Origin of the sequence: Martinezella tropici, from assembly GCF_008370325.1 — a bacterium.
In the GTDB taxonomy this organism is placed as follows: Bacteria; Pseudomonadota; Alphaproteobacteria; order Rhizobiales; family Rhizobiaceae; genus Rhizobium; species Rhizobium tropici_B.
The window spans coordinates 237,321-262,983 of sequence record NZ_VNIP01000011.1 but is presented as its reverse complement, the minus strand read 5'-3'; the positions used below and the strand labels follow the sequence as shown (position 1 = coordinate 262,983).

The window sequence follows — 25,663 nt, the reverse complement described above, 5'->3', positions numbered from 1 at the left end:
TGACGCATTAAAGCATCGGCCAGGCGCGGGAGGCGCTTGGCCGATGACGATGGTTCCGCTGGATGACCTAGAGATGTTCGCCGGACAGCCGCTTGCGATGAAGCTCCTCGGCATTCGGCAGTGCATCCTTCGGTAGCCCGAAGACCTGGCCGGGCAGGATTCGGTCCGGATTGTTGATCTTTTCCTCGTTCGCCAGATAGATGGTCGTATAGCGTACGCCGGCACCATAGATGCGGCGGGAGATCTGCCAGAGCGTATCTCCGCGACGGATGATGACGGCATTGGTGTCCTGCGAAAGCGGTGCCTGTTCCAGTGTTTTCGGGCCGCTTTCGCTGGAAGAAACCTCCACGTTCGGCTGTGCCGGTGGCGTCTGAGCGGGAGCGGTAACGGCTGCTACAAGCTGTTCAAGGCCCGGCAGCGCCGCGCCGACCGATTTCGCATCCTTCGGCAGAAGCTCCAATGCGCCCAGTGCCTTGGCCGCAGACCTCGCGGTGTCGGCCGCGGCCGTCTTCAGGTCTGCGGTGGCATTGATGGACGGACGAAATTCCGAAAGCGATTTCAGGGCGATTTCCGTGCCGGAGCGAGCCGCGGCGAGCTGTTCCACATTTGGCTGCTTGCCGTCGGTAAACAGGCCCTTGAGCAGTGCGAAGGCCTTGCCGGCGCCTTCTTTGAGCTTGGCGAGTTCGCCTTCGTCGAGCGGTACCATGCTCTTGGCGGGCGCTTGGCCCTGACCATTGGCAGCAGCCGGCGTCTGGGCCGCCACCGTTACCTGGTTGCCTTCCGGCCGCGTGAAGTTGACACTGGCGCGAACGATGACCTTGCCCGCTCCGCCGAGCACGTCGACGCGGATCTTGTGGTCGCCAACGGCAAGCGGCATCGGTCCGTCGACGACGAAATGGCCGTCTGCTTCCGCAACATTCTCGCCGATGAGCTTATCGTCGGCATAGGCGCGCACCTTGGCGTACGGCTTCGCGCTGCCGGCAACGAAGATATGGTCGTTTTCGATTTCGACGGCGTTGACCACGACGTCCGGGCCTGCAGCCGTCGGCGGCGCTGTCGTGCCGGCCGCGGGATTGGCGGATGCGACAACTGCGCCGTCCTGCTGCGGCTTGGCATCTGTCGTCGTCGTAGCACCGTCCGTTGCCTTGGTCTGCGGCTGCGCAGCCGGCGTATTCTGCTCGGCCGATGTCACGCGACCTTGCTTGACCGAGGGAGCGGTGATGATGCGGCTTGCGGCGCCCGGCTTGGAGACCATGGCGAGAAGCTGTGTCGAATCGTCCTTCGGCACGGAGACGGTTGCGACTTCCTCGGAGGTGGCAACCTTGCCATCCTTGCCTGTGGCACGCAGCATCAACTCATGGTCGCCGGGCGGCAGCGGGTTGTCGAGGACGGCGACAAAATCGCCACTGGGACCGACATTGGTCGTGGTGACCACTTTTTCCCCGTCGACGATCTCCAGTTTCGCGTTCGGCTCGGCCGAGCCGGCAATAACGGTGGAACCATCCGGCTCCACACGCAGCACGTCGAATGACGGTACCCCAGATTTTGCAGCCGCGTCTGTCCCGGGTGCTGTCTGGCCGGTCAGTGCCGCCATTGCCTTGTCGATTGCGCCGCCGGCTTCGGCTGCGTTGTCGGAGAGAGATTGGGTGATAGCGAGCGCCTTGGCCGCCCCGTCCTGTACCTTCTTGATGAGCCCCGTCGTTGTCGCGTCGATGCCTTGCGGAAGGGAAAAACCGACAATCGACTGCAGCGCGGTGATCGCCTTCGTCTTTGCAGCAGCAAAGACGTCCTGGGCCGGGGTGGCGCCATCCTTGAACAGTGCCTTGAGATCGGTAAGCGAGGCCGTGGCAGCCCCCGTCAGGTCGGTGAGCTTCTTGGCAAGATCCGCGGTGTTGACGGCGCTCGATGCGGCATTCTGCGTGGCCTTGTTCGCGGCCTCACCGGCCTTCTGCGCGTTTTCCTCGATCGTATTCTTCACCGCGTCGCCGGCCTGATTGACGGCGCTGCCGATCGGGTTCTTGTCGCCGTTGATGCGTGGCATCACGAAAAAGACCATCAACAGGGTCGCAATTGCCAACACCAACAGAGCCAGCCAACCGGCACGGTTCTTCATCATCATTCATCTCCACGCGGCGAAGTCGTCGCAACTCCTAAAATTGCTAGCGATTTCGCCTGCTTTTACAAGCTTTCTCAGCCATTTTCGCATGTCCCGACACAAGTTTTCCTTTGAAAAATCTTGACTGAGCATCTGCAGCATAGTTGTTTGGAACCATGACTGACGATTCTGCGCCAATTAGATCCATTTGCGTTTATTGCGGCTCACGGCCGGGGCGAGATCCCTCCCATATGGCTGCCGGCCGCGAGCTGGGCAAAAGCATTGCCGAAAACGGCCTGCGCCTGATCTATGGCGGCGGAACGAAAGGCATCATGGGCGCCGTCGCAAGCGGTGTCCTGTCGCATGGCGGTCAGGTCACCGGCATCATCCCGGAATTCCTCGTCGACATGGAAGCGACGCGCCATTCGCTCGGTCAGCTCGACGAACTCATCATAACCCCTGATATGCATGCGCGCAAACATGGCATGTTCGAGCGTGCCGATGCCTTCGTGGCATTGCCGGGCGGTATCGGCACGCTGGAAGAGATCGTCGAGATCATGACCTGGGGCCAGCTTGGCCGTCACGAAAAGCCGATGGTCTTTGCCAATATCAACGGTTTCTGGGATCCGATGATGGAGCTTATCCGCCATATGACGGAAGAGGGCTTCGTCCACACCGCCCACCGCGTCCAGCCGCTGGTCATCGACAAGATCGCCGATATCGTCCCGGCCATCCGAAAGCACGCCGCCGAGACGCATGGCGACCGCGGCGGTGAAGAGGCCGTTATTTCCAAGCTCTGATTCGTGATTTGCTAACCATATAGCACCGTTAGCGGCCTCTGCTCTGACGCAGCATCGACCAGCTATAGAGTATGAGACCGGCCCAGATGAGCGAGAATGCGATGAGCTGCGTTGTGCCGAAGGGTTCCTTGAACAGGAAGACGGCAATCAGAAAAACCATCGTCGGTACGATGTACTGCATGATGCCGATCGTCGACATCCTCAGAAGCTTCGCACCGTTGGCGAAGATCATCAGCGGCAGCGCCGTTACCAGCCCGCAGCCCAGCAGAAGTGCGGTGTCCGCCAGGCCTGTCTGGTAGAAATGGCCTTCGCCGCGTGCTTCCAGATAGAAAATGTAAAGCGTTGCCGGAATGCAGAGCAGCAGCACCTCGATGAAGAACCCCTGATTGGCACCGACGGGCAGCGTCTTGCGGAAAAAGGCGTAAAAGCCCCAGGAAAAGGTCAGCGACAGCGCGACCCAGGGCAGGGTGCCGGCCTTGATGGTCAGGATGATGACGGCTATCGCCGCCAGGCCGATCGCGACGATCTGCGTCGGTGCCAGCTTTTCCTTGAGCAGGATGGCACCGAGCGCGATGCTGAACAGCGGATTGATGAAATAGCCAAGGGCAGCGTCGAGCGAATGTCCGGCGCCGATCGCCCAGACATAGGTTCCCCAGTTGATGGTGACGAGCGTCGCCGTCAGCGACGCCATGGCGATTGTCCGCGGATTGCGAAACGCCGCCTTCACATCACCCAGGCGTCCCAGCGCCAGTAGCACGATGCCGGCGACGGGAACCGACCAGACGATGCGATGGGCGATGACCTCGAAAGCCGGGATATGCGCCAGCGCCTTCATATAGAGCGGCAGGACGCTCCAGACGAGGTAGGCCGTCAGCGCGAAGCCGAAACCCCGGGCGCTGTCGCTGTTCTTGATTTCCGCTTGGACCGCATCGGTTGCCATGAATTTTCCCGTCTTTCACTATTATTTGAGACGGGATTACTCCAACGCATGCTGTGTGGCCAATTCATTTCCTTGACGACATCGTCAAGCTTTTTGATGAGCGGCGGATCACTCCGCCGCTATTCTGCCAGCCATATGCCGGTTCTTCATCAGCTTGTAGATGACGGAATCCATCAGCGCCTGGAATGAGGCGTCGATGATGTTTTCGGACACGCCGACCGTCCACCAGCGCACGCCGCTGCTGTCGGTGGATTCGATCAGAACGCGGGTTATGGCTCCCGTGCCGCCATTGAGGATACGCACCTTGAAATCGGCCAGCTCCAGATCGTCGATCTCATGCTGGTACTTGCCGAAATTCTTGCGCAGTGCCAGGTCGAGCGCGTTGACCGGGCCGTCGCCCTCGGCCACCGACATGATGATCTCGCCGTCGATGATGACCTTGACCACCGCTTCCGAGACGATCTTTACCCGGCCGTGGGAATCGAAGCGGCGCTCGACCATGACGCGGAATCCGTCGATCGCGAAGAATTCCGGGATGGTGCCGAGCGTGCGGCGCGCCAGCAGCTCGAAGCTTGCATCGGCTCCTTCGTAAGCATAGCCCGTCGCTTCGCGCTCCTTGACGATCTGGATCAGCCGGTCGAGCTTCGGGTCGTCCTTGCCGACCTCGATGCCGCGCCGCTTCAGGGCGTTGATGAAGTTCGACTTGCCCCCCTGATCGGATACCATGACCTTGCGGAAGTTGCCGACGCTTTCCGGCGGCACATGCTCGTAGGTGCGCGGATCCTTCAGCAGCGCCGAAGCGTGGATGCCCGCTTTGGTCGCGAAGGCGGATGCGCCGACATAGGGCGATTGATGGTCCGGGGAGCGATTGAGCAGTTCGTCGAAGGCGTGCGAAAGGCGGGTCAGCCCGACGAGCCGCTCCGCATCGATCGTGGTTTCGAAACGCTCGCTATAGGCTCTCTTCAGCGCCAGCGTCGGGATCAGCGTGATCAGGTTGGCATTGCCGCAGCGCTCGCCGATGCCATTCAAGGTGCCCTGGATCTGGCGGACGCCGGCTTCGATCGCCGCAAGCGAATTGGCAACCGCTTGTCCGGTGTCGTTATGGGCATGGATGCCAAGACAGTGGCCGGGAACGCCGCAAGCGATGACGGCCTCGACGATGGCGCGGATCTCTGGCGGCTGTGTGCCGCCATTGGTGTCGCAGAGGACGACCCAGCGCGCTCCGGCGTCATAGGCCGTCTTCGCGCAGGCAAGCGCATAGCTCGGATTGGCCTTATAACCGTCGAAGAAATGCTCGCAATCGACCAGAGCTTCCTTGCCGGCGTTGACGGCCGCCTTGACGCTCTCGGCGATGCTCTCGAGATTTTCCTCGTTGGTACAGCCGAGCGCCACTTTGACATGGTAGTCCCAGCTCTTGGCCACGAAGCAGATCGCATCGGACTTCGCCTGCAGGAGGCTGGCGAGGCCCGGATCATTGGAGGCAGAGACGCCGGCGCGTTTCGTCATGCCGAAGGCGACGAAGGAGGCGGAATTCGTGCGTTTCTCGTTGAAGAAAGCGGTATCGGTCGGGTTGGCGCCAGGATAGCCACCTTCGATATAATCCAGGCCGAATTCATCCAGCATGGTCGCGATGGCAATCTTGTCCTCGACCGAGAAATCGATGCCGGGGGTCTGCTGCCCGTCGCGGAGCGTCGTGTCGAAGAGATAGATTTTTTCGCGTGTCATACTGTTTCCTCCGGCGAACCGGTTTTGATCCTGGGGTGCCCTCATCCGTCCTCTTTCGGTTTCGCTTTGCTAAACCGTTCGAGTCCACCTTCTCCCCGTTTACACGGGGCGAAGGGGCTTTGCTTGGCCTATGCTTTCCCAGCAAACTTGTCCGTTGCGCGGATCAGTTGGTCGAGAATACCCGGTTCCGACGAGGCATGGCCCGCGCCCTCGATCAGATGAAACTCCGCTTTCGGCCAGGCCTTGTGCAATGCCCAGGCATAGCGTGCCGGGCAGGGCATGTCGTAGCGTCCATGAACGATGACGCCGGGAATGTCCTTCAGCTTGTAAGCGTCGCGCAGCAGCTGGCCCTCTTCAAGCCAGCCGGCATTGACGAAGAAGTGGTTCTCGATGCGCGCGAAGGCATGCGCATATTCCGCATCCTCGAACTGGGCGCTGACGGTGGGCTCCGGCAGGAGAGTGATCGTCTCGCCTTCCCAGATCGACCATGCCTTGGCGGCCTCCAGGCGGGCGGCCTTGTCGGGATGCGTCAGCAGCCGATGGTAGGCGGCCATCATCTCATGCCGCTCTTCCGGCGGGATAGGGGCGATGAAGCGCTCCCATTTGTCGGGGAACATCTCCGAGACGCCGAACTGATAATACCAGTCGAGCTCGGCTCTCGTCAGCGTGTAGATGCCACGCACGACCAGTTCGGAAACCCGCTCCGGATGCGTTTCGGAATAGGCGAGCGCCAGCGTCGAACCCCAGGAGCCGCCGAAAACCAGCCATTTCTCGGCACCGGCCATTTCCCGCAGCCGCTCGATATCATCGACCAGATGCCAGGTGGTGTTGGCTTCCAGGCCGGCATGCGGCGTCGAGCGCCCGCAGCCGCGCTGGTCGAACAGGGTCACATCGTAAAACGCCGGATCGAACACGCGGCGGTGGCTCGGCGAGATGCCGCCGCCAGGGCCGCCATGCAGGAAGACGGCGGGCTTGGCGCCTGGCGTTCCCACGCGTTCCCAATAGATCACATGACCGTCTCCGACATCGAGATGGCCGGAAGCATAGGGCTCGATTTCCGGATAAGGCGTGCGCAGTATCTCGGTCATATTTTCAGCCCCTCCGCCGGCCAGACATCGGTGTCATGATCGGGATGCTGGAAGGAAATGATCTGCTCCTGCCGCGAGTAGAAGTCCGGATCCTGATGGACGGGCTTTTCGAAGATAGTCTCCACCCAGGGCAGGCGATAGGCGTGGTTGACCTGGATCTGCGGTGCAAGATCGTCGCGCTCGTCGAAGGCGCCGATGGCGATTTCGAGGCCGCCGGGATGACGGTAGGTCAGCGGCGTGCCGCAGTTCTTGCAGAAGCCGCGGTCGATATTGACGGAAGACTGGAAGTAGCTCGGTTCGCCGCGCGTCCATTCCAGGCCATCGTCTGGTGCGGTCACCAGGGCGGAGAAGAAGCTGCCGAACTGCTTCTGGCACATGCGGCAATGGCAGATCGATGGACGCCCGAGCTCGCCGCGAATGCGGAACCGCACCGCGCCGCATTGGCATCCTCCGCTTCTGGTAGCTTCACTCATGGCGCTTCTCCTCTGGCCAGCTTGAGGTATCGTGATCGGGATGTTGATGATTGGAGCGCTTGATCGATATCGCGCGATCTGAGCTATCCTCGTCTGGTTCCATCGGCAGCACATCGAGCGCATGGAACCAGGGCATCTTTGCCGCGCGGTTCGATTGCGCGACGGGTTGGACCGCCGCCGGCTCATCCAATGAACCAAGTGTCACATTGATGGAATCCGTGCCGGGCACATCATAGAACAATGGTGTACCGCAGGTACCGCAAAAGCCGCGACGCACAAGATCCGACGAATGAAACCATGAGGGTTCGCCACGCGTCAGCTCGAAATCAGCACGTTTCGCGTTCCCCAGTGGCAGGGCGTAATTGCCGGATGCTTTCTGGCACATGCGGCAATGGCAGAGATGCGGATAGCCGAGGGCGCCGGTGGCGCGATAGCGAACCGCCCCGCATTGGCATCCACCGCTATAACTCGTCACCATCGTCATTTGCCGCTCTCCGGTGGCCATACCGCCGTATCGTGATCGGGATGCTGGTTGGACACGATGTTCACCACGAAGGGCGCTTGCGCCGCGTCTTCCTCCGTCGAGTATCCGGGCAGCAGATGCAGGCGGTCGACGAAGCCGATCTTGGCTTCCGTGCCATATTGCACGACAGGCGGCAGCTTCGAAGGGTCATCGAAGGCGCCGGCGGCCACGGCAATGCCATCAGGCGCCTCATAGGTCAGCGGCGTGCCGCAATCCCCGCAAAAGCTGCGCTTCACATGGTTGGACGACTGGAACAGCTTCCTTTCGCCGCGCGTCCATGTGAGTTCGGCACTACGCGTCGAGACCAGTGGCGCATAATAGGCGCCGAAGGCCTTCTGGCACATACGGCAATGGCAGATCGACGCGTCCTTCAGCTCACCCCGCACCCGGAAGCGAACCGCACCGCACTGACAGCCGCCGGTATAGGTCGAGACGGTCATGCTTTATCCTTTCCGGCGACGATGAGAATATGCATGCAGACATTGTCTACGTCTTTGAGGATGTCGTCATTCCAGAAGCGCAGGACGGTCCAACCGTCAGCTTCGAGGCGTCGGGTGCGAATTTGATCGTAGATCTGATCACGGTCATTGCTGTGCTGCGAGCCATCGACTTCGACAATGAGCTTCTCTGAAGCGCAGGCGAAATCGACGATGTAGCCGGCGATGGGCAACTGGCGGCGGAAGCCGAGGCCCATGAGGCGATGTGCACGGAGTTCATTCCACAGCCGAAGTTCCGCGTCGGTCATGACCTTGCGCATGCGGCGGGCATTAGTGCGGACCTTCGGTGGGACTGGAGTGTGCGGCAAAATACCCCCCTCTGTCCCTGTCGGGACATCTCCCCCACAAGGGGGGAGATCGTTAACCCGTGGCACTTGCTCGGTGCAAACGAAGAACGAAGCTGCGGAAACTAAGTTCTTTGGTTTTGGGAAGACGCGCGGCAAACTCCCCCCAATCTCCCCCCTTGTGGGGGAGATGTCACGAACGTGACAGAGGGGGGTAACAAAGCTCACCGCTTGATCTCCCAAGTCGTGGTCCGCTCACCCGTCACCGCATCCTTCCCATCCTTGAGCTGAACACCTCTTGCCGCAAGCTCCTCGCGAAGCTTATCGGCCTCGGCGAAGTTCTTCGCCTTCAGCAGTTCCAGCCGCTGACGCACCTTGGCCTCGATCTCGGCAACCACGGCTTCGTCCACCTCCGTCTTCTTCGGCAGCAGGCCGAGAAGGTCGGCGCTGGCCGCGAAGACGGGCAAAACGCTCGCATCGGCATTGGCGGCCTGTGCCAGCGCATGCAGCGCCTGGATGGCGGCAACCGTGTTGAGGTCGTCCCCGAGGGCGGCAAGAACAGTCGGATCCGGCGCAGCACCGCTGGCATCCGTCGCCGGCCATCTGGCGATCAGCCGCTCGGCTTCCTCTAGGCGCTTGACGGAGAAGTCGATCGGCTCGCGATAATGCGTCATCAGCATGGCAAGCCTGAGCACCTCGCCCGGCCATGTCCGGCCGCCGAGCTTGTCTGTCTGCAGCAGCTCGTAGATGGTAACGAAATTGCCTTCCGATTTCGACATCTTGCGGCCTTCGACCTGCACGAAGCCGTTGTGTATCCAGACATTAGCCATGGCATGCGTGCCGTGCGCGCAACGCGATTGGGCGATTTCGTTTTCATGATGCGGGAAGATCAGATCGAGACCGCCACCGTGAATGTCGAAGACGTCGCCGAGATAGCGTCCGCTCATGGCTGAGCACTCGATATGCCAGCCCGGACGGCCACGGCCCCAGGGGCTTTCCCAGCCGGGTTCGTTCTCGTCGGACAGCTTCCACAGCACGAAATCGCCGGGGCTTTTCTTGTGCGCGTCGACCGCCACGCGGGCGCCTGCCTGCTGTTCGTCGAGATTGCGCTTCGAAAGCTGGCCGTAATCGGCCATCGATTTGGTGTCGAACAGCACCTCGCCGGCAGCCCGGTAGGCATGGCCCTTGGCGATCAGCGTCTCGATGATCACAATCATCTCAGCGATACTGTCGGTCGCCCGCGGCTGCACCGTCGGCTCGAGGCAGCCGAGAGCCGTGGTATCCTCGCGATACTGCCGCTCGGTCTTTTCCGTCACCAGCCGAATCGCCTCGTTCAGCGGCAGGCCAGGTTGATCGCGCAGCGCGCGCGCGTTGATCTTGTCGTCGAGATCGGTGATGTTGCGGACATAGGTGACATGGCTATTGCCATATGTATACCGCAGCAGCCGGAACAGCACATCGAAGACGATGGCCGGGCGGGCATTGCCGATATGGGCGAAATCATAGACGGTGGGACCGCAGACATACATGCGGACGTTGTTGCGGTCGATCGGCTGGAAATCGACCTTTTCGCGCGTCAGCGTGTTGTAGAACTTCAGTTGCGGCTCAGCGGCCATATCACTCTCCCAAGGCACAAATCCGAAAAAATACCGTCACCGGCAGGCCGGACGTTTGTCATCTTGGATTTTGGGAGACGAAAACGGCCAGGCCAGCGAAACGCTAGCGAATAATCTTCCGGCAGATAATGCAGATAACCGTTTTCATGGGCGGCTTTATCGCGCGCCGGATGAATTTGGTCAAGTGGGCAGAAAGCCCCTCCCGTACGGAGAAAGGCTGTTTTTTATTCCGGCATCCGATAGTCGACGAGCTTGTTCTCGCGCACGATGAAGAGCTTGCCGGTCTCGGTGACGTCGGGGCCGGTGAACGGCAAGATCGCCTGGGCGACCTCTCGCGGATGCGGCAGCGTATCCGGATCTTCGCCGGGCATCGCCTGGGCGCGCATGGCTGTGCGGGTGGCGCCGGGATCTATGCTGGTGATGCGCAGCGGCGTACTCTGCGTTTCCCCGGCCCAGGTCCGCGCCAGCGCCTCGACGGCGGCCTTGGATGCGGAATAGGGACCCCAGAAAGGCCGGCAGCGATGGGCGGCAGCCGACGACAGGATGACCGCGCGGCCCGCATCGGAACGCATCAGCAGCGGTTCGACCGAGCGGATCAGCCGCCAGGTGGCAGTGACGTTGATGGTCATCACCTTCTCGAACACCTTGGCCTCGACATGGCCGATGGGCGAGATGACGCCGAGCACGCCAGCATTGGCGACGAGAATGTCGAGCTTGCCCCAGCGTTCGAAGATCGAGCCGCCGAGTGCGTCGATGGCATTCATGTCGGCGAGATCGAAGGGCACCAGCGTTGCCGAACCGCCCGCGGCCTTGATGGCGTCGTCCAGCTCCTCAAGTCCGCCGACGGTGCGGGCGCAGGCGATCACATGCGCGCCGGCCTTGGCCAATTCCAGCGCCGTGAAATAACCGATGCCGCGCGATGCGCCCGTGACGAGGGCGATCTTATCCTTGAGATTGACGCTCATGCTGTCCTGATCCGAATGCGTGGAAGAGAAAAAGGGGCAGGAATGCCCCTGTCAACTCTGGCTTAGCTCAGCCGTTGCTGGCAAGAACGGAAAGCTTGCGGACATTGCTGGTGCTTTCCTTGTCGAGCAGGCGGGTCGGATAATCGCCGGTGAAATAATGATCGGTGAACTGCGGCTGTGCATTGTCGCGCGGCTTGCCACCGACGGCACGATAAAGGCCGTCGATCGACAGGAATTCCAGCGAATCCGCGCCGATGAAATCGCACATGGCTTTCAGGCTGCTGTACTGGTTGGCGAGCAGCTTGTCGGCGTCCGGCGTGTCGATGCCGTAGAAGTCCGGATGAAAGATCATCGGGCTGGCGACGCGGATATGCACCTCGCGTGCGCCGGCATCGCGGATCATCTGCACGATCTTCACCGATGTCGTACCGCGCACGATGGAATCATCTACCAGCACGACCCGCTTGCCCTCGATAATGGCGCGGTTGGCGGAATGCTTGAGCTTGACGCCGAAGGCGCGGATCTGCTGCGTCGGCTCGATGAAGGTGCGCCCGACATAGTGGTTGCGGATGATGCCGAGTTCGAAGGGAATGCCGCTTTCCTGCGCATAGCCGATCGCCGCCGGCGTGCCGCCGTCCGGCACCGGCACGACGACATCGGCCTCGATGGGAGCTTCCTTGGCGAGATTGATGCCCATGTTCTTGCGCGCAACATAGACGTTGCGGCCGCCGACGACGGAATCGGGGCGGGCGAAATAGACATATTCGAACAGGCAGAGCCGCTCGGGCTTCGGAGCGTCGGGCTTGCGGGCATCGATGGTGATCGAGCCGTCGGGCTGGATCTCGCAGATGACGACCTCGCCGTTTTCAACGTCGCGGACGTATTTCGCACCGATGATGTCCAGCGCGCAGGTTTCCGAGCAGAAGATCGGCTTGCCGTCGAGTTCACCCATGACCAGCGGCCGAATGCCGATGGGGTCTCGGGCGGCGATCAGCTTCGTGCGCGTCATGGCGAGCATCGAATAGCCGCCTTCCATCTGCCTGATGGCATCAATGAAGCGGTCGGAGGAGGAGGCCTGCTTGGAGCGGGCGATGAGATGCAGGACGACTTCCGTGTCCGAGGTCGACTGACAGATCGCGCCGTCGGCGATCAGTTGGCGGCGCATGGTCAGGCCATTGGTGAAATTGCCGTTATGGGCAATCGCGATGCCGCCGACTTCAAGCTCGGCAAACAGCGGCTGCACGTTGCGCAGGATCGTCTCGCCCGTCGTCGAGTAGCGCACATGGCCCATGGAGCGGTCGCCGGGCAGGCGGGCAAGCGTCGCGGGATCGGTGTAATGATCGCCGACGAGACCCATCCGTCGCTCGGAATGGAAGCGCTGACCGTCGAAGGAAACGATGCCGGCCGCCTCCTGGCCGCGATGCTGCAGGGCGTGCAGGCCGAGAGCCGTCAGCGTTGCAGCATCCGGATGTCCCAGAATGCCGAAGACGCCGCATTCTTCATGCAGCGTGTCGCCGTCGATATCGTCCTCGAAGGAAACGGAATGGTTCATGGCTGCGGGCCTTTGCTCTCAACGTGGGCGGATCGGGGCGGCGTCACGAGTGACCATTAAAATAGCTTAAAATCCGGCCGGAAAAAATATCGGGCCGGATCTTCTATTGTCACGCCGCTCAAATGGCGATTCTCGGGCGGCAGGTCAAGCCTGTAAACGCACCGTCAATTGTTTGTCTGCGGCGCGGGCGCGTCATCCGACGGCGCTGTATCGTTCGGCGCGGCGTTGTCGCCACCTCCCTGCCGCTGCTGCTGTTGCTCCTGGTTCGGCGCGATCTTGTTGATGATCTCCGGCGGCAGCATGGCCTGGACATTTTCGGGAAGCGCCGACTTCAGCTTTTCGACCATAGAATCCAGGAAGGGCTTGGACTTGGCGTTGTTGACCCAGTCCGGGCGGGCGGCTGGAGCCACCAGCCAGTTCCAGAAGGCGACAACGACAACCATCAGGAGCAGGCCGCGGGCCGCGCCGAAGAGGAAGCCGAGCGTCCGGTCGAGCGCGCCGATGCGGCTGTCGATGATGAAATCGGCAATCCGGATGGTGATGAAGGAAATGATGATCAGCGCCAGCAGGAAAATGACGGCGGCCGAGGCGATCGTCGCGATCTTGGTATCGGCCTTGTATTGCAGGGCATAGGGAACGAGCAGCGGATAAAGATAGTAGGCGGCGACCGCGGAGCCGCCCCAGCTGACGATCGATAAGATTTCGCGCGAAAAACCGCGCACCATGGCCAGAACGGCGGAGAAGAGAAGAACGCCGATAACAATACCGTCGAAAATCGTAATGGGCATCTATAATCCACTTCAAGACTTGCCAAACCTCATGGTTGGCATCGGCCTCAATCATGAGCCTCTTCTTCGCCAAGAACGGCTGAAGTAAGGCTCAGTCTTCGTCTTCCGCGCGTTTGAGCGCGCCCTTCGATCCAGCAATGCGCGCCACCAGATCCGGCAGGCTGTCGATCTCGCTCCAGCGTCCGCCGTTGACCTTCGGCAGGTCGGCGGAAGCGGCAGGCAGGACGGCCCCGGAAAATCCCAGCTTCTCGGCTTCCTTGAGGCGCTGGGCGGTGTGCGCAACCGGCCGGACGGCGCCCGACAGGCTGACTTCGCCGAAATAGACGCAATCGGCGGGCAGGGCAAGACCGGCCAAGGAGGAAACCAGTGCAGAAGCGACGGCAAGGTCCGCAGCCGGCTCGGAAATGCGATAACCGCCGGCAATATTGAGATAAACATCATGCTGGCCGAGCCGTACGCCGCAATGCGCTTCCAGAACGGCGAGAATCATCGAAAGACGCGCCGAATCCCAGCCGACGATGGCGCGGCGCGGCGTGCCGAGCGATGTCGGCGCGACTAAGGCCTGCACTTCGACCAGCACCGGGCGCGTGCCCTCGATGCCGGCGAAGACGGCCGCACCCGGCGACTTTTCGTTGCGTTCGCCGAGAAAGAGTTCGGATGGGTTGGGCACGTCGCGCAGGCCGGCGTCGGACATTTCGAACACGCCGATCTCGTCTGTGGGACCGAAACGGTTCTTCACCGTACGCAGGATGCGGTAATGATGGCCGCGATCGCCTTCGAAATAGAGGACGGCATCCACCATATGCTCGACGACGCGCGGTCCGGCGATCTGGCCGTCTTTCGTGACGTGGCCGACCAGCACCATCGCAGTTCCCGTCTGCTTTGCGAAGCGGATCATCGCCTGCACGCCGGTACGCACCTGCGTGACGGTGCCGGGCGCGGATTCGGCAAGCTCGCTCCACAGCGTCTGGATGGAATCGATGATGACGAGATCCGGCCGCTTGCCCTCGGAAAGCGTCGCCAGAATATCCTCGACATTGGTTTCGGCCGCCAGCAGCACTTCCGTGTCGGCCGCCTTCAGCCGCTGGGCGCGCAGGCGAACCTGCGCCACGGCCTCTTCGCCGGACACATAGACGATCTTGTGTCCTTGCCGGGCGAGTGCGGCAGCCGCCTGCATCAATAGCGTGGATTTGCCGATGCCGGGATCGCCGCCGACCAGAACGGCCGAGCCGCGCACGAAGCCGCCGCCTGTCGCGCGGTCGAGCTCGGATATGCCGGTATGGATGCGCGGCGCTTCCTCGATCTCGCCGGAAAGCGTCGTCAGCGTCACGGGCTTGCCCTTCCGCGGCGTCTTGGCCGGGCCGCCGCCGATCCCGCCCAACGGATCCTCCTCGACGATGGTGTTCCATGCGCCGCAGCTGTCGCACTTGCCGGCCCAGCGATTGTGGACCGTGCCGCAGTTCTGGCAGATGAATTGTGTGCGGGCTTTAGCCATCGGATGCTGTTCTCAAACTTCGAATGCGTTGCTTTTCGCGACGAATCGCGATCGGCTGTCAGATAATGTCTTTCCCCGCCTATCAAAACTAATGATTTCCGTATCAACGGTGATCGTGCGAGCCTTTATGCCGGGTTTTTGTGGATGATCACCGATGTTCGACTATTCTCTTGCGCACTGGATCGGGTTTCTAACCGCTGCAACGCTTCTCAACCTCTCGCCGGGGCCTGATATCGCCTTCATTCTCGGTCATACGATCAGAAGCGGCATGCGCTCCGGCTTTGCGGCCCTCTTCGGGATCTGGAGCGGCGCGTGCCTGCACGTGCTGATGGCGGCCGCCGGCCTTTCGGCGATTCTAGCCGCTTCCGCGCTGGCCTTCTCGACGGTTAAATGGGTCGGTGCGGCCTATTTGATTTGGCTCGGCATCCAGGCGCTGCGCTCCAAGGGCGAGGGGGCCTGGATCAAGGAGGCGGGCAAGACTTTGTCCCTTAGCCGCATCTATCGGCAGGGCATCATGGTCTCGCTGCTCAACCCGAAGGTCGCGATCTTCTTTCTGGCGTTCCTGCCGCAATTCGTCGTCGAAAATGCCGGTCCGGTCTGGGCGCAGCTCTTGCTGCATGGCAGCCTGATCATTGTCGTCGCCGCCTTCATCGAGCCGCCGCTCATCCTGCTGGGCGGCCGGCTGAGCGAAGCCCTCCGGCGCAATCGCAGCCTCGGCCTGTGGCTCGACCGTGGTCTCGGCACGCTGTTCGTGGCTCTTGGTGTCCGGCTGGCGATCAGTGCGCGCTGACGCACTTTGAGAAATAGCTGGGGCTATTCCTCGATCTCTTCCGAGATATACCGGCGCTCGTGCCGCAGTCCCATGCTGGTCAGCATCTCGTAGCCGATCGTGCCTCCCGCCCTCGCGGCTTCGTCGACCGAAATGTTGCTGCCGAAAAGCTCGACATAGTCACCGGCTCTGGCCAGGTTTTCCGGCAGGTCGGTGACATCGAAGATGGTGAGGTCCATGGTGATGCGGCCGGCAACGGGCACCTTGTGGCCTGCGATGAAGCCATGACCGCCTGGGATGCCGGCCTGGCGCAGCGGCACGCCCCCGCTCGACTGGCTGCGCATGTAGCCGTCGGCATAGCCTGCCGAGACGATCGCCAGCCGGCTGTCGCGGGTCAATTGCAGGGCGCGGCCATACCCCACGGTTTCGCCTGATTTGACGGAGCGGGTCTGGATGATCCGCGCTTCCGCCGTCGCCACAGAGCGCATCGGATTGGCTATGCCGGGAACAGCCTCGCCACCATATGTGGCGATGCCAGGGCGGGTGAGATCGAAGTGATAGTCCGATCCGAGAAAGATACCGGCCGAATTGGCGAGGCTCGCCTCGATACCTTCGAAGGCGGCGCTGACCTTGCGGAAGGCCTCGAGCTGCTGCTTGTTCATCGCATTGGATGGATCGTCGCCGCAGGCGAGATGGCTCATCACGAGAACCGGCGCAAAGCTTGCCGGACGGGAAACGTCGTCGGCAAGCGCGATCGCATCATCCATCGGCAGCCCGAGCCTGTTGAAGCCGGTGTCGACCTGCAGCGCGCAAGGATAGTCGCCATACTCCGATAGCACCGCCATCCAGAAGGTCAACTGTTCCTCCGAAGCGATGACGGGCACGAGGTCGTTCTCGAAAAACCGGCGTTCCATTCCCGGCCAGATGCCGCTCAAAACGAAGATGCGCGCTTCCGGAGCATAGAGCCGCAATGTCGCGCCTTCGTCCGCAGTGGCGACGAAAAAATCGCGCGCGCCGGCAGCGTAAAGCGTTTCGCCGATGTCCTCGATCCCCAGCCCGTATGCATCGGCCTTGACGACCGCCGACGTGCGAGCCCTGCCCGAACGGCGAGCCAGGTCGCGCCAGTTTTCGACGAGTGCGCCGAGATCCACCGTCAGCCGCAGGCCAGCGGAAGCGAAAGCATCATCGTCATTGAAAATATCTGTCATGGAGCCGCCTGAAATAGGAAATGGCCGGAGGTGATTTGGCTCCGGCCAGAATACTGGTCATTGATGAAAAGAAAAAGCGCTGCGGCGCACATGTGCGCCGCAAAGCGCCAGCCTCAGTGTTCCTCATATTGAATGAAGGAGGAATCGGCGAGATCGGCAAAACGAGTGAATTCCGACTGGAAGGCGAGCCGCACCGTGCCCGTCGGTCCGTGGCGCTGCTTGGCGATGATGACGTCGGCCGTGCCCTTCACGCGCTCGAACTGTGCTTCCCATTCCGCGTATTTCGGATCGTTCACGTCGCGTGGCTCGGCATTCTTCACGTAATATTCCTCACGGAACACGAAGAGCACCACGTCGGCGTCCTGCTCGATCGAGCCGGATTCGCGCAGGTCGGAGAGCTGCGGCCGCTTGTCTTCGCGGCTTTCGACGGCGCGCGAGAGCTGGGAGAGCGCGACGATCGGAACGTTCAGCTCCTTGCCGAGAGCCTTCAGGCCCGTGGTGATTTCGGTGATTTCCTGGACGCGGTTTTCCCCCGCCTTCTTGGAGCCGGTCATGAGCTGCACGTAGTCGACGACCAGAACGTCGAGGCCGCGCTGACGCTTGAGACGCCGGGCGCGGGCGGCAAGCTGCGCGATGGAGATACCGCCGGTCTGGTCGATGTAGAGCGGCACCTTCTGCATCATCATCGAGCATGCCACCAGTTTCTCGAAATCCGCATCGTTGATGTCGCCGCGGCGAATCTTCGACGAGGAGACTTCCGTCTGCTCGGAGATGATACGGGTTGCGAGCTGTTCTGACGACATTTCCAGCGAGTAGAAGCCGACGACGCCGCCATTCTTCGCCTTGGTGGAACCGTCCGCCTGCACCTCGCCTTCGAAGGAGGCGGCGATGTTATAGGCGATGTTGGTGGCAAGCGAGGTCTTGCCCATGCCGGGACGGCCGGCAAGGATGATCAAGTCGGAGCGCTGCAGGCCACCCATCTTGCTGTCGAGCGAATGAATGCCCGTGGATATACCCGAAAGACCACCATCGCGCTCTTTGGCGACGGCCGCCATGTCGATCGCGAGCGCCACAGCGTCGTTGAACGACTGGAAGCCGCCGTCGTAGCGGCCGTTTTCGGCGAGTTCGAACAGCCGGCGCTCGGTATCCTCGATCTGGGTCTGCGGGGGCATGTCGAGCGGTGCGTCGTAGGCAATATTGACCATGTCTTCGCCGATGGTGATCAGCGCCCGGCGCAGCGCCAGGTCGTAGATGGCGCGGCCATAGTCTTCCGCATTGATGATCGACACGGCTTCGACGGCGAGACGCGCGAGATATTGCGCGACCGTCATGTCGCCGACCTTTTCCTCCGCCGGCAGGAAGTTCTTGATGGTGACCGGATTGGCGGTCTTGCCCATGCGGATGATGTCGCCCGCGACCTCGAAGATCTTCCGGTGCAGCGGCTCGTAGAGATGGATGGGCTTCAGAAAGTCGGAGACGCGATAGTAGGCATCGTTATTGACGAGGATGGCGCCGAGAAGAGCCTGTTCCGCTTCGATATTGTTGGGCGCTTCGCGATAGTGCTGGTCGGCGGGAGCAATGGCGGCGAGCTTGCGCGCAGCTTCGTTCATTTTCCATCTCTTCGTACTTTAGGGTGTCGATTGGTTTGCGACGATCCGATGTCATGGTCAACCAAGCAAATGTGCGGGGCGGAGCGAACGGAATAAATCGGTCTTGGCTATCAACGTTGTTCTACTCGTCCACAGGGACAAGTTTCCGCCACGTAAAAAATCCCTTGTCGCCACTTTGCAACGTAAGGATCGACACACGAATCACTTATGCATTCCATTCATAGGGTTATTTTAGCCGGGTCTTTCGTCACGCGCATCAACCGCTGTGGCTATCATGCTTGAAAAGCTGCGAAAATCCGGCTATTTCCTTTGAATAGAGTAGGATGCTAATAGTATAAAGTTGCAATAATGCCGGGTACGCCATCAAGAAACGAGCTTTTCGACGACCTTTTTGCCTTCAATCGCAAGCTGAGGGCGGCCTTTGATGCGCTCGTTCGCGAACGCGGCATGACTCTTTCCCGCGCCAGAGTTTTTCGCAAGCTCTCCCGTCGGGACGGGATCAACCAACGGGAACTTGCCGACGAGCTGGAGCTTGAAACGCCGACGCTCGTGCGCATCCTCGACGCCATGGAGGCGCAGAACTTCGTCGAGCGCCGTGCCGCCCAGTCCGATCGCCGCGCCAAGCAGATCTTCATGACCGAAGCTGGAAAACTCGTCGCCGCCGAGGTAGAGGCTCTTGCCACCGGTGTGCGCGCGGATATCTTGGAAGGCATTTCGGACGAGGATGTCGGCATGGCGCTCAAAGTTATCCGTGCCATGACGGCCAACCTCCAGAATGTGGGCAAATCATGAGGTAGTGCATGAGCGGTGATCCAGGCCTGGTCGCCAACGCGGAAGCCAACGCCGTCCCACCCGCTCCACCGCCTATGCCGGGCTGGAAAGTGCCGCTCTATATTGCGGCATCCGTCATGTTCTTTCTGACCCAGGGCCTGGGTCTCAATCTCGCTTTCGCCAATCTGACCCAGATCCAGGGAACCATCGCGGCAACGACCACTGAATCCGCATGGCTTTCCGCCGCCTACATGGCGCCCAATGTCAGCCTAGCCATCGCGCTCGTAAAGATCCGCCTGCAATACGGCGTGCGCAATTTCGCCGAGGTCAGTATTCTCGGCTTCGTGCTTGCCTCGCTGCTCAATCTTTTCGTTTCCGACTTGCATTCGGCGATCGTCGTCCGTTTTTTAAGCGGCATCGCCGGCGCGCCGCTCTCGACGCTCGGCTTCCTCTATATGCTCGAAGCCTTCGGGCCGGCGAAGAAATTGACCGTTGGTGTCAGCCTGGCGATGACGAACACGCTGCTGGCCGCCCCCATCACCCGTTTGGTGTCGCCTTCGTTGCTCGACTATGGCGAATGGCGTGGCCTCTATACGCTCGAGATGGCGCTGGCGCTGCTGGTCATGCCGATCATCTATCTCCTGCCGCTGACGCCGCCCCCGCGCGTCAAGGTCATCGTGCTGGGCGATATCTTCAGCTACCTGCTTGTCGCAATCGGATTTGGCTGTCTGGCGGTCGTGCTTTCGGTCGGGCGTCTCTATTGGTGGCTGGAGGTGCCCTGGCTTGGCGTCGTGCTGGCGGCCGGCATTGCGTCGATCACCGCCGCGATCGTCCTCGACCTCAGGCGGTCGACGCCCCTCATCGACGTTCGCTGGTTGCTGCAGCCGGAAATCCTGCACCTGACGGCGATCCTCCTGATCTTCCGCCTCGTCGCCGCCGAGCAGACCTCCGTCATCATGACCTTCTATCAGAATGCCATCGGCCTGCTCTACGACCAGCTGGCCTTGCTCTATTGGATCATCCTCGCCTTCTCGATCATCGGCGGTCTCATCTGCACTGTGTTCATGAACTATGGCTTCACGTGGCAGATCCAGTTCGTTGCGCTGATCCTGATGGGAGTGGGTTCGCTGATGGATTCGCAGGTGACGAACCTGACCCGCCCCGAGCAGATGTATTTCAGCCAGGCGCTGGTTGCCGCCGGCGCGGCCCTGTTCCTGCCGCCGTCCATGTCGCAGGGCTTCAAGGCGGCCTTCGGCAAAGGCCCGCCCTATTTGGTGACCTTCTTCGTCGTCTTCACCTTCACGCAGAGCATCGGCGGCCTCATTGGCTCGGCCTTCTACGGCACGCTGATCACCATTCGCGAGAAGTTCCATTCCGCCGTGCTGACCGAGCGCGTGCTTCTGACCGATCCGCATGTGGCTGATCGCGTCAGCCGGCTTTCATCCTCCTATGGCAAGGTGATCGGGGATAGCGCGCTCCTGAAGGGAGAGGGGATGGCGCTGCTGGGTGCGCAGGTCAGTCGCGAGGCCAATATGCTCGCCTATGGAGATGCCTTCTTCACTGCCGCCGTCATCGCCTTTCTGTCGCTTGCCGGCCTCTCAATCCATGTCTTCTTCCGCTTCGTCAGGGCTCGCCTGGCCGAAGGTCGGGCTGAGGTCATGACATCTAACCCATGAGGATATGAAATAGCTCCATGTCGAGGCTCGTTCGCTCCCCCATCGAAGTCATCGCGGTTCTCGCCGGCATCGGCGGCGTCATGCTGGTGCTCTATGCCTGGCATCTGCCGCCATTCAAAACCTCTGTCGAAACCACCGACGACGCCTATGTCAAAGGCTATGTCACGACGATCAGCCCCCAGGTCAGCGGCTATATTACCGACGTGCCGATCAAGGACTACAAGCTCGTCAAGGACGGCGATGTGCTCGCCCAGATCGACGACCGCATCTACAAGCAGAAGGTGGCGCAGGCACGCGCCACCCTTGCCGGACAGAAGGCGGCGCTCGCCAATTCACAACAGCAGGAGCAGGCCGCGAAGGCCGGCATCGTTTCAAGCCAGGCGCAGATCGACAGCGCCAATGCTGCCTTGAAGCGCGCCCAGCTTGCAGCCGATCGCGTGAAGACGCTGGTCTCGAGAGGCGTGTCGACGACAAGCGATGCCGAACAGGCGCAGGCGACGCTGCAGCAGGCGGAGGCCTCGGTCAATCAGGCAGAAGCCGCTCTCGACGTCTCCCAGCAGAACCTGACGACGATTATCGTCAACCGCGCCTCGCTCGAAGCCGGTGTCAGCGGCGCTGAGGCTGCCGTGCAGCTTGCCGATATCGATCTGGACAATACGACGATCAGGGCGCCGCAGGATGGTCGCGTCGGCGAGGTCGGCGTGCGCCTCGGCCAATATGTGACACCCGGTACACAGCTCATGGGGCTGGTGCCGAAGGATGTCTGGGTCATCGCCAATTTCAAGGAGACGCAGCTCGATGGCATGAAGCTCGATCAGCCCGCCACGATCTCCATCGATGCGCTCGGGCATCGCGAGATCAAGGGTCGCATCCAGCGCTTCTCTCCGGCAGCGGGTTCCGAATTCGCCGTCATCAGGCCCGACAATGCCACGGGCAATTTCACCAAGGTCGCCCAGCGTATCGGGGTCAGGGTCAAGATCGAGGATGGGCAGCCCCTGGCGGATCAGCTGGCGCCCGGCATGTCCGTTGTCGTCTCGATCGACAAGGATTCGGCTCCGTTGCCGGAGCCCAAGGCCGATGACTGACTGAAACAGCCGCTTCATAACTGACAGGCAAACAAAAAAGCCTGGGCCGAATGACCCAGGCTTTCTTTCATTCGCAATCTTGAGAAGGCTTGAAGATCAAGCTTCGTCTTCAGCGTTGCCATCGGCTTCCGGATCGAAGAAGTCTTCCGGACGCAGCGCGTCTTCGTCAACGCCGTAGATGGCGTCGGCGGAGGTGAGGGTTTCGCCCTTGGCCTGGCGCTCTGCTTCTTCAGCGGAACGGGCAACGTTGAGCTCGACCGTGATTTCGACTTCAGCGTGAAGCCCGATCGTGACATCGTGCAGGCCGATGGCCTTGATCGGCGTGTTCATGTGAACCTGGCTGCGGCCGACGTTGAAGCCTTCGGCGGCGAGGATTTCGACGACGTCACGAGCGGCGACCGAACCGTAGAGCTGGCCGGTTTCGCCAGCCGAGCGAACGACGATGAAGGACTTGCCGCCGAGAACGTCGGCAACCTTCTGGGCTTCGCTTTTGCGCTCGAGGTTGCGGGCTTCGAGCGTTGCGCGCTCGGCGTCGAAACGGGCCTTGTTGGCGGCGTTGGCGCGCAGCGCCTTGCCGAGCGGCAGCAGGTAGTTACGGGCAAAGCCGTCGCGAACCTTGACCACTTCGCCCATCTGGCCGAGCTTGGAGATGCGTTCGAGGAGAATGACTTCCATTGTTCTTGTTCCTTTCGATGTCAGATTTTCGTGTCTTGTTTGGGTGTATCGGCATTCTTATTCGGGGTCAGCGATATCGCCTTGCGGATATCGTAGAGGCCGAGAACGAGAACGATGATGAGCGGCAGCGTCAGCAGGAAGGACATCAGGTAGCAGATGACCAGCACGGGGATGCGCCAGTCCTTGCCGCGCGTCCGGTAATGCAGCGATGCAAAGCCGGAAACGATGAAGCCCGCGCCGAAAGCACCGAGCACGGAGGCGGCGATGAGGGCCAGGACGCCGCCGAAGAAGATGGCGACGATCGCCACGAGAAAGACGAAGATCGCATTGCGGTTCATACGCAGCGCCGAGGGAATATCCTCGCGCGGACGCAGATTGCGGCTCGAAGCGGCGACGATGCGGGTCGCGACATAATAGGCGGCGAGCAGCATCATCACCCAGATCATGCCCCAGGCGACGGGGATCGCGTAGAGCATGAGGCTCTTGGTCTTCTGGATCGCTATGGGATCGAGCGGTAACGCCGGCTGCTGCTCGTTCACGGCCTTGACGTAGAGATCGACGACCTGGCCGACGAGATCGGCATTGTAGCCCATGACCGCGCCGGCGACGATGATGACGACGGCGGCGAGGCCGCACAGGTGCAGCATGATGTCGGAGAGCGGATACCATGCCATCAGGTTATCCGGTCCTCCAAGCTCGGAGGCGGGACGCGCCAAATTGGCAAGATGGCTGAGCCATGCCGGGATCAGCGCCAGCAGGACGACGAACAGCCCGAAATAGACCGACTGCGCGATCGTGCCTACAACCCCGGCAACGACGACGGCAGCGATGACGGCCATGTTGCCCCAGCCGAGGCCGACGATCAGGATCGGGAGAGCGGAAAGCGCGCCGAACAGGATGAACAGCAATGGCTGCACCGTCGCGCCATACACGAGTAGGGCGGCGGTCAGACCGGCGAGTGCGCCGATGCCAAGCTCTTTTGCGTTCAACTTCTTCACGTCGCTGTCCTGCTTCGTATCGAGCAGTTAGAGGATGCTTTCGCCACTCGGGCGTGAAAGCCGTCCCCAACATGGGGTTTGAAGGTTCCGATCCGCGCCCATCGCGGAAGGGAGAAGGGAAGGCATTGCTGCCTTCCCTCTAATTCATTCTGCGTCCGGCGCTATTAAGCGACGACGTAGGGCAGCAGGCCGAGGAAACGGGCGCGCTTGATCGCCTGGGCGAGTTCGCGCTGCTTCTTCTGGGAAACGGCCGTGATGCGGGACGGAACGATCTTGCCGCGCTCGGAAATGTAGCGCTGCAGGAGACGAACGTCCTTATAGTCGATGCGCGGCGCATTGGCACCCGAGAACGGGCAGGTCTTGCGGCGGCGATGGAACGGACGGCGGACCGGTGCGGAAGAAACTTCAGACATCTCTCAAATCTCCTTATACGCGGTCTTCGCGCGGACGGCGCGGACGGTCTTCGCGGTCACCACGATCCGGGCGCGGACCACGATCGCCGAAGCTGCGCTCCGGACGGTCGCCATCGCGGCGCGGGCGGTCGTCACGGTCGCGCTTCTGCATCATGGCCGACGGGCCTTCTTCGTGCTTCTCGACAGCGATCGTCATGTAGCGCAGGACGTCTTCGCTGATGCGCATCTGGCGTTCCATTTCCTGGATCGCAGCGGCCGGAGCATCGATGTCCATCAGGGCGTAATGAGCCTTGCGGTTCTTCTTGATGCGGTAGGTGAGGGACTTGAGGCCCCAGTTTTCGATACGCCCGACTTTACCGCCGTGAGCTTCGATGACACCCTTGTACTGTTCTACGAGGGCGTCGACCTGCTGAGCGGAAATATCCTGCCGGGCAAGGAATACATGTTCGTAAAGAGCCATGGATAGCTTTGCCTTTCTTGCGTTGGTCTGAACCCGATATTCGGCGGCTAAGCCTCAACGACTGCTCCTGAGAGGGTAAACCCAAGCAAGAAAAGCGTTTCCGAGACGGTCGAGAGCGGAGACACGGGAGGCTGGAACGCTTCCGTTCCGAACGATTCCCTTGCGGAAACCGGCCCTCCGTTCAGCCACCAGCCAGAAGACCGGGTTGCGAACAGGGCGGCTTATACGGATTTTTCTCGGAAAGGCAAGGGTACGAGCGAAATTATGCCGCTTTGCCTGGGGTCGGCCTCGATTCTCCCGCCAAATCGTGAGCCCCGCCTGTCGCAGCGTTGCACCCGCCGCGCACTCCCATATGATGCGAGGCGAATTGCAGCAATACGGATTGTTCATGCGCATCTTTCTCGTTCGGCACGGCGAATCCCTCGGCAATATCGATGACCGGGCCTATCGGCAGTTCGGCGATCACAATGTTCCGCTGACCGAATGGGGACATCGGCAGGTGCTTCAGGCAGGCCAGGCGATATCAGCCTATCTGAAAGGGCTACCATCAGCTGAATTGCGCAAGCTGAACGTCTGGTATTCTCCCTTCCTGAGGACGCGGCAGAGCAAGGATGCCCTGCTGGAGATCCTGCCGACAGATCTGATCGAGGATGTGAGAGAGGATTACCTGCTGCGCGAGCAGGATTTTGGGCTCTTCACCGAAATCTACGACCATGCCGAGCAGAGGCGGAAGTTTCCCGATGAGTTCGAGAAATGGGCAAGGCTGCGCAACAACAACGGCAAGTTCTATGCGCGGCCGCCGGATGGCGAGAGCCGCGCCGATGTTGCCCAGCGTGTCCGCCTGTTCCTGCAGACCGTCATGCACGACGCCGAAAACGGCAGGAACAATGTCATTATCGTCGGCCACGGCGTCACCAACCGGGCCTTCGAGATGAACTTCCTGCATCATCCGGTCGATTGGTTCGAGCATTCGGACAATCCGGGAAACGCTGATGTCACCCTGATCGAGGGGCAGAGTTCTGAAGGCTATCGCTCGATCCTGCTTCATAAGTCCGTGGACCGGGTAAAGGGGCAGGAAGAGTTGCGCGAGGCCTATGGTTCGGAACTGACGATTGCGCCGAAGGCTGAGCAATAGAGATCGGCAGGCGGCTTTCCGC

At 61.1% G+C, this 25,663-nt stretch carries 25 protein-coding genes; 6 read left to right on the top strand and 19 right to left on the bottom strand.

Annotated elements, in window-relative coordinates; genetic code table 11:
- Positions 1 to 67 precede the first annotated feature (67 nt).
- On the bottom strand, positions 68 to 2,116 hold the full coding sequence (locus tag FP026_RS22165; RefSeq protein ID WP_149636746.1) for a LysM peptidoglycan-binding domain-containing protein: 2,049 nt from the start codon (positions 2,114 to 2,116) through the stop codon (positions 68 to 70).
- Positions 2,117 to 2,271: 155 nt separating this feature from the next.
- On the opposite strand from FP026_RS22165, the gene FP026_RS22160 reads away from it, so the two are divergent.
- Positions 2,272 to 2,895 (top strand): TIGR00730 family Rossman fold protein, encoded by a 624-nt coding sequence (locus tag FP026_RS22160; protein WP_149636745.1) that lies wholly within the window; start codon positions 2,272 to 2,274, stop codon positions 2,893 to 2,895.
- A gap of 28 nt (positions 2,896 to 2,923) precedes the next feature.
- Here FP026_RS22160 and rarD read toward each other — a convergent pair whose 3' ends face one another.
- The 12 genes from rarD to radA form a co-directional block, all read right to left on the bottom strand.
- Entirely contained in the window at positions 2,924 to 3,835 is a 912-nt protein-coding gene (gene rarD, locus FP026_RS22155; protein WP_149636744.1) for an EamA family transporter RarD, read from the bottom strand.
- Between the two features lie 108 nt (positions 3,836 to 3,943).
- On the bottom strand, positions 3,944 to 5,560 hold the full coding sequence (gene cimA / locus FP026_RS22150; protein ID WP_149636743.1) for a citramalate synthase: 1,617 nt from the start codon (positions 5,558 to 5,560) through the stop codon (positions 3,944 to 3,946).
- A 128-nt stretch (positions 5,561 to 5,688) separates the two neighbouring features.
- Positions 5,689 to 6,648 (bottom strand): prolyl aminopeptidase, encoded by a 960-nt coding sequence (gene pip / locus FP026_RS22145; protein ID WP_149636742.1) that lies wholly within the window; start codon positions 6,646 to 6,648, stop codon positions 5,689 to 5,691.
- On the bottom strand, positions 6,645 to 7,121 hold the full coding sequence (locus FP026_RS22140) for a GFA family protein (RefSeq protein WP_149636741.1): 477 nt from the start codon (positions 7,119 to 7,121) through the stop codon (positions 6,645 to 6,647). Before FP026_RS22140 ends, pip begins: the two co-directional genes overlap by 4 nt.
- Positions 7,114 to 7,605: a GFA family protein gene (locus FP026_RS22135; protein ID WP_246665408.1), complete on the bottom strand. Its 492-nt coding sequence runs from the start codon at positions 7,603 to 7,605 to the stop codon at positions 7,114 to 7,116. The genes FP026_RS22140 and FP026_RS22135 overlap by 8 nt, the downstream gene beginning before the upstream one ends.
- Positions 7,602 to 8,084 carry a GFA family protein gene (locus tag FP026_RS22130; protein ID WP_149636739.1) on the bottom strand — a complete coding sequence of 161 codons (483 nt, stop codon included), beginning with the start codon at positions 8,082 to 8,084 and terminating at the stop codon, positions 7,602 to 7,604. Before FP026_RS22130 ends, FP026_RS22135 begins: the two co-directional genes overlap by 4 nt.
- Complete coding sequence (locus tag FP026_RS22125; RefSeq protein WP_246665407.1) at positions 8,081 to 8,401, bottom strand: endonuclease domain-containing protein; 321 nt, start codon at positions 8,399 to 8,401, stop codon at positions 8,081 to 8,083. Before FP026_RS22125 ends, FP026_RS22130 begins: the two co-directional genes overlap by 4 nt.
- A gap of 248 nt (positions 8,402 to 8,649) precedes the next feature.
- Positions 8,650 to 10,041, bottom strand: a complete 1,392-nt coding sequence (gene cysS / locus FP026_RS22120) for a cysteine--tRNA ligase (RefSeq protein WP_149636738.1) — start codon at positions 10,039 to 10,041, stop codon at positions 8,650 to 8,652.
- Between the two features lie 224 nt (positions 10,042 to 10,265).
- The gene (locus FP026_RS22115; RefSeq protein WP_149636737.1) at positions 10,266 to 11,006 is read right to left on the bottom strand and encodes an SDR family NAD(P)-dependent oxidoreductase; all 741 of its coding nucleotides are present in this window, start codon (positions 11,004 to 11,006) and stop codon (positions 10,266 to 10,268) included.
- Between the two features lie 67 nt (positions 11,007 to 11,073).
- Positions 11,074 to 12,558, bottom strand: a complete 1,485-nt coding sequence (purF, locus tag FP026_RS22110; RefSeq protein WP_149636736.1) for an amidophosphoribosyltransferase — start codon at positions 12,556 to 12,558, stop codon at positions 11,074 to 11,076.
- A 164-nt stretch (positions 12,559 to 12,722) separates the two neighbouring features.
- Positions 12,723 to 13,346 carry a CvpA family protein gene (locus FP026_RS22105; RefSeq protein WP_149636735.1) on the bottom strand — a complete coding sequence of 208 codons (624 nt, stop codon included), beginning with the start codon at positions 13,344 to 13,346 and terminating at the stop codon, positions 12,723 to 12,725.
- 91 nt (positions 13,347 to 13,437) lie between these two features.
- Positions 13,438 to 14,841 carry a DNA repair protein RadA gene (gene radA / locus FP026_RS22100; RefSeq protein WP_149636734.1) on the bottom strand — a complete coding sequence of 468 codons (1,404 nt, stop codon included), beginning with the start codon at positions 14,839 to 14,841 and terminating at the stop codon, positions 13,438 to 13,440.
- A gap of 154 nt (positions 14,842 to 14,995) precedes the next feature.
- Between radA and FP026_RS22095 the strand changes: the two genes are divergently transcribed.
- Positions 14,996 to 15,631, top strand: coding sequence for a LysE family translocator (locus FP026_RS22095; RefSeq protein ID WP_149636733.1), 636 nt, complete (start codon positions 14,996 to 14,998; stop codon positions 15,629 to 15,631).
- A gap of 23 nt (positions 15,632 to 15,654) precedes the next feature.
- Here the strand turns inward: FP026_RS22095 and alr are convergent, their stop codons facing one another.
- Both alr and FP026_RS22085 read right to left on the bottom strand, forming a co-directional pair.
- Positions 15,655 to 16,818 carry an alanine racemase gene (gene alr / locus FP026_RS22090; protein ID WP_149636732.1) on the bottom strand — a complete coding sequence of 388 codons (1,164 nt, stop codon included), beginning with the start codon at positions 16,816 to 16,818 and terminating at the stop codon, positions 15,655 to 15,657.
- A 113-nt stretch (positions 16,819 to 16,931) separates the two neighbouring features.
- The gene (locus FP026_RS22085; protein ID WP_149636731.1) at positions 16,932 to 18,428 is read right to left on the bottom strand and encodes a replicative DNA helicase; all 1,497 of its coding nucleotides are present in this window, start codon (positions 18,426 to 18,428) and stop codon (positions 16,932 to 16,934) included.
- Between the two features lie 348 nt (positions 18,429 to 18,776).
- On the opposite strand from FP026_RS22085, the gene FP026_RS22080 reads away from it, so the two are divergent.
- Genes FP026_RS22080 through FP026_RS22070 form a run of 3 tightly spaced genes read left to right on the top strand, consistent with a single transcriptional unit; the run spans position 18,777 to position 21,960 of the window.
- Entirely contained in the window at positions 18,777 to 19,220 is a 444-nt protein-coding gene (locus FP026_RS22080; RefSeq protein WP_149636730.1) for a MarR family winged helix-turn-helix transcriptional regulator, read from the top strand.
- 8 nt (positions 19,221 to 19,228) lie between these two features.
- Positions 19,229 to 20,875, top strand: coding sequence for an MFS transporter (locus tag FP026_RS22075; RefSeq protein WP_149636729.1), 1,647 nt, complete (start codon positions 19,229 to 19,231; stop codon positions 20,873 to 20,875).
- A gap of 17 nt (positions 20,876 to 20,892) precedes the next feature.
- Positions 20,893 to 21,960 carry an HlyD family secretion protein gene (locus FP026_RS22070; protein ID WP_149636728.1) on the top strand — a complete coding sequence of 356 codons (1,068 nt, stop codon included), beginning with the start codon at positions 20,893 to 20,895 and terminating at the stop codon, positions 21,958 to 21,960.
- Between the two features lie 96 nt (positions 21,961 to 22,056).
- Here the strand turns inward: FP026_RS22070 and rplI are convergent, their stop codons facing one another.
- From rplI to rpsF, 4 genes are all read right to left on the bottom strand, one after another.
- Complete coding sequence (gene rplI / locus FP026_RS22065) at positions 22,057 to 22,635, bottom strand: 50S ribosomal protein L9 (RefSeq protein ID WP_149636727.1); 579 nt, start codon at positions 22,633 to 22,635, stop codon at positions 22,057 to 22,059.
- Between the two features lie 20 nt (positions 22,636 to 22,655).
- Positions 22,656 to 23,633, bottom strand: coding sequence for a DUF2232 domain-containing protein (locus tag FP026_RS22060; protein WP_149636726.1), 978 nt, complete (start codon positions 23,631 to 23,633; stop codon positions 22,656 to 22,658).
- A gap of 164 nt (positions 23,634 to 23,797) precedes the next feature.
- A complete protein-coding gene (rpsR, locus tag FP026_RS22055; RefSeq protein WP_004122103.1) occupies positions 23,798 to 24,046 on the bottom strand; it encodes a 30S ribosomal protein S18 in 249 nt (82 codons plus the stop codon).
- Positions 24,047 to 24,059: 13 nt separating this feature from the next.
- Positions 24,060 to 24,506: a 30S ribosomal protein S6 gene (gene rpsF, locus FP026_RS22050; protein ID WP_149636725.1), complete on the bottom strand. Its 447-nt coding sequence runs from the start codon at positions 24,504 to 24,506 to the stop codon at positions 24,060 to 24,062.
- A gap of 388 nt (positions 24,507 to 24,894) precedes the next feature.
- On the opposite strand from rpsF, the gene FP026_RS22045 reads away from it, so the two are divergent.
- Positions 24,895 to 25,641, top strand: a complete 747-nt coding sequence (locus FP026_RS22045) for a histidine phosphatase family protein (protein WP_149636724.1) — start codon at positions 24,895 to 24,897, stop codon at positions 25,639 to 25,641.
- Positions 25,642 to 25,663 lie beyond the last annotated feature (22 nt).

Excerpts from the sequence above, each read along its gene's own strand:
- FP026_RS22165 (WP_149636746.1), bottom strand. The coding sequence starts at position 2,116 with ATGATGAAGAACCGTGCCGGTTGGCTGGCTCTGTTGGTGTTGGCAATT.
- FP026_RS22160 (WP_149636745.1), top strand. The coding sequence starts at position 2,272 with ATGACTGACGATTCTGCGCCAATTAGATCCATTTGCGTTTATTGCGGC.
- rarD (WP_149636744.1), bottom strand. The coding sequence starts at position 3,835 with ATGGCAACCGATGCGGTCCAAGCGGAAATCAAGAACAGCGACAGCGCC.
- cimA (WP_149636743.1), bottom strand. The coding sequence starts at position 5,560 with ATGACACGCGAAAAAATCTATCTCTTCGACACGACGCTCCGCGACGGG.
- pip (WP_149636742.1), bottom strand. The coding sequence starts at position 6,648 with ATGACCGAGATACTGCGCACGCCTTATCCGGAAATCGAGCCCTATGCT.
- FP026_RS22140 (WP_149636741.1), bottom strand. The coding sequence starts at position 7,121 with ATGAGTGAAGCTACCAGAAGCGGAGGATGCCAATGCGGCGCGGTGCGG.
- FP026_RS22135 (WP_246665408.1), bottom strand. The coding sequence starts at position 7,605 with ATGACGATGGTGACGAGTTATAGCGGTGGATGCCAATGCGGGGCGGTT.
- FP026_RS22130 (WP_149636739.1), bottom strand. The coding sequence starts at position 8,084 with ATGACCGTCTCGACCTATACCGGCGGCTGTCAGTGCGGTGCGGTTCGC.
- FP026_RS22125 (WP_246665407.1), bottom strand. The coding sequence starts at position 8,401 with ATGCGCAAGGTCATGACCGACGCGGAACTTCGGCTGTGGAATGAACTC.
- cysS (WP_149636738.1), bottom strand. The coding sequence starts at position 10,041 with ATGGCCGCTGAGCCGCAACTGAAGTTCTACAACACGCTGACGCGCGAA.
- FP026_RS22115 (WP_149636737.1), bottom strand. The coding sequence starts at position 11,006 with ATGAGCGTCAATCTCAAGGATAAGATCGCCCTCGTCACGGGCGCATCG.
- purF (WP_149636736.1), bottom strand. The coding sequence starts at position 12,558 with ATGAACCATTCCGTTTCCTTCGAGGACGATATCGACGGCGACACGCTG.
- FP026_RS22105 (WP_149636735.1), bottom strand. The coding sequence starts at position 13,346 with ATGCCCATTACGATTTTCGACGGTATTGTTATCGGCGTTCTTCTCTTC.
- radA (WP_149636734.1), bottom strand. The coding sequence starts at position 14,841 with ATGGCTAAAGCCCGCACACAATTCATCTGCCAGAACTGCGGCACGGTC.
- FP026_RS22095 (WP_149636733.1), top strand. The coding sequence starts at position 14,996 with ATGTTCGACTATTCTCTTGCGCACTGGATCGGGTTTCTAACCGCTGCA.
- alr (WP_149636732.1), bottom strand. The coding sequence starts at position 16,818 with ATGACAGATATTTTCAATGACGATGATGCTTTCGCTTCCGCTGGCCTG.
- FP026_RS22085 (WP_149636731.1), bottom strand. The coding sequence starts at position 18,428 with ATGAACGAAGCTGCGCGCAAGCTCGCCGCCATTGCTCCCGCCGACCAG.
- FP026_RS22080 (WP_149636730.1), top strand. The coding sequence starts at position 18,777 with ATGCCGGGTACGCCATCAAGAAACGAGCTTTTCGACGACCTTTTTGCC.
- FP026_RS22075 (WP_149636729.1), top strand. The coding sequence starts at position 19,229 with ATGAGCGGTGATCCAGGCCTGGTCGCCAACGCGGAAGCCAACGCCGTC.
- FP026_RS22070 (WP_149636728.1), top strand. The coding sequence starts at position 20,893 with ATGTCGAGGCTCGTTCGCTCCCCCATCGAAGTCATCGCGGTTCTCGCC.
- rplI (WP_149636727.1), bottom strand. The coding sequence starts at position 22,635 with ATGGAAGTCATTCTCCTCGAACGCATCTCCAAGCTCGGCCAGATGGGC.
- rpsR (WP_004122103.1), bottom strand. The coding sequence starts at position 24,046 with ATGTCTGAAGTTTCTTCCGCACCGGTCCGCCGTCCGTTCCATCGCCGC.
- rpsF (WP_149636725.1), bottom strand. The coding sequence starts at position 24,506 with ATGGCTCTTTACGAACATGTATTCCTTGCCCGGCAGGATATTTCCGCT.
- FP026_RS22045 (WP_149636724.1), top strand. The coding sequence starts at position 24,895 with ATGCGCATCTTTCTCGTTCGGCACGGCGAATCCCTCGGCAATATCGAT.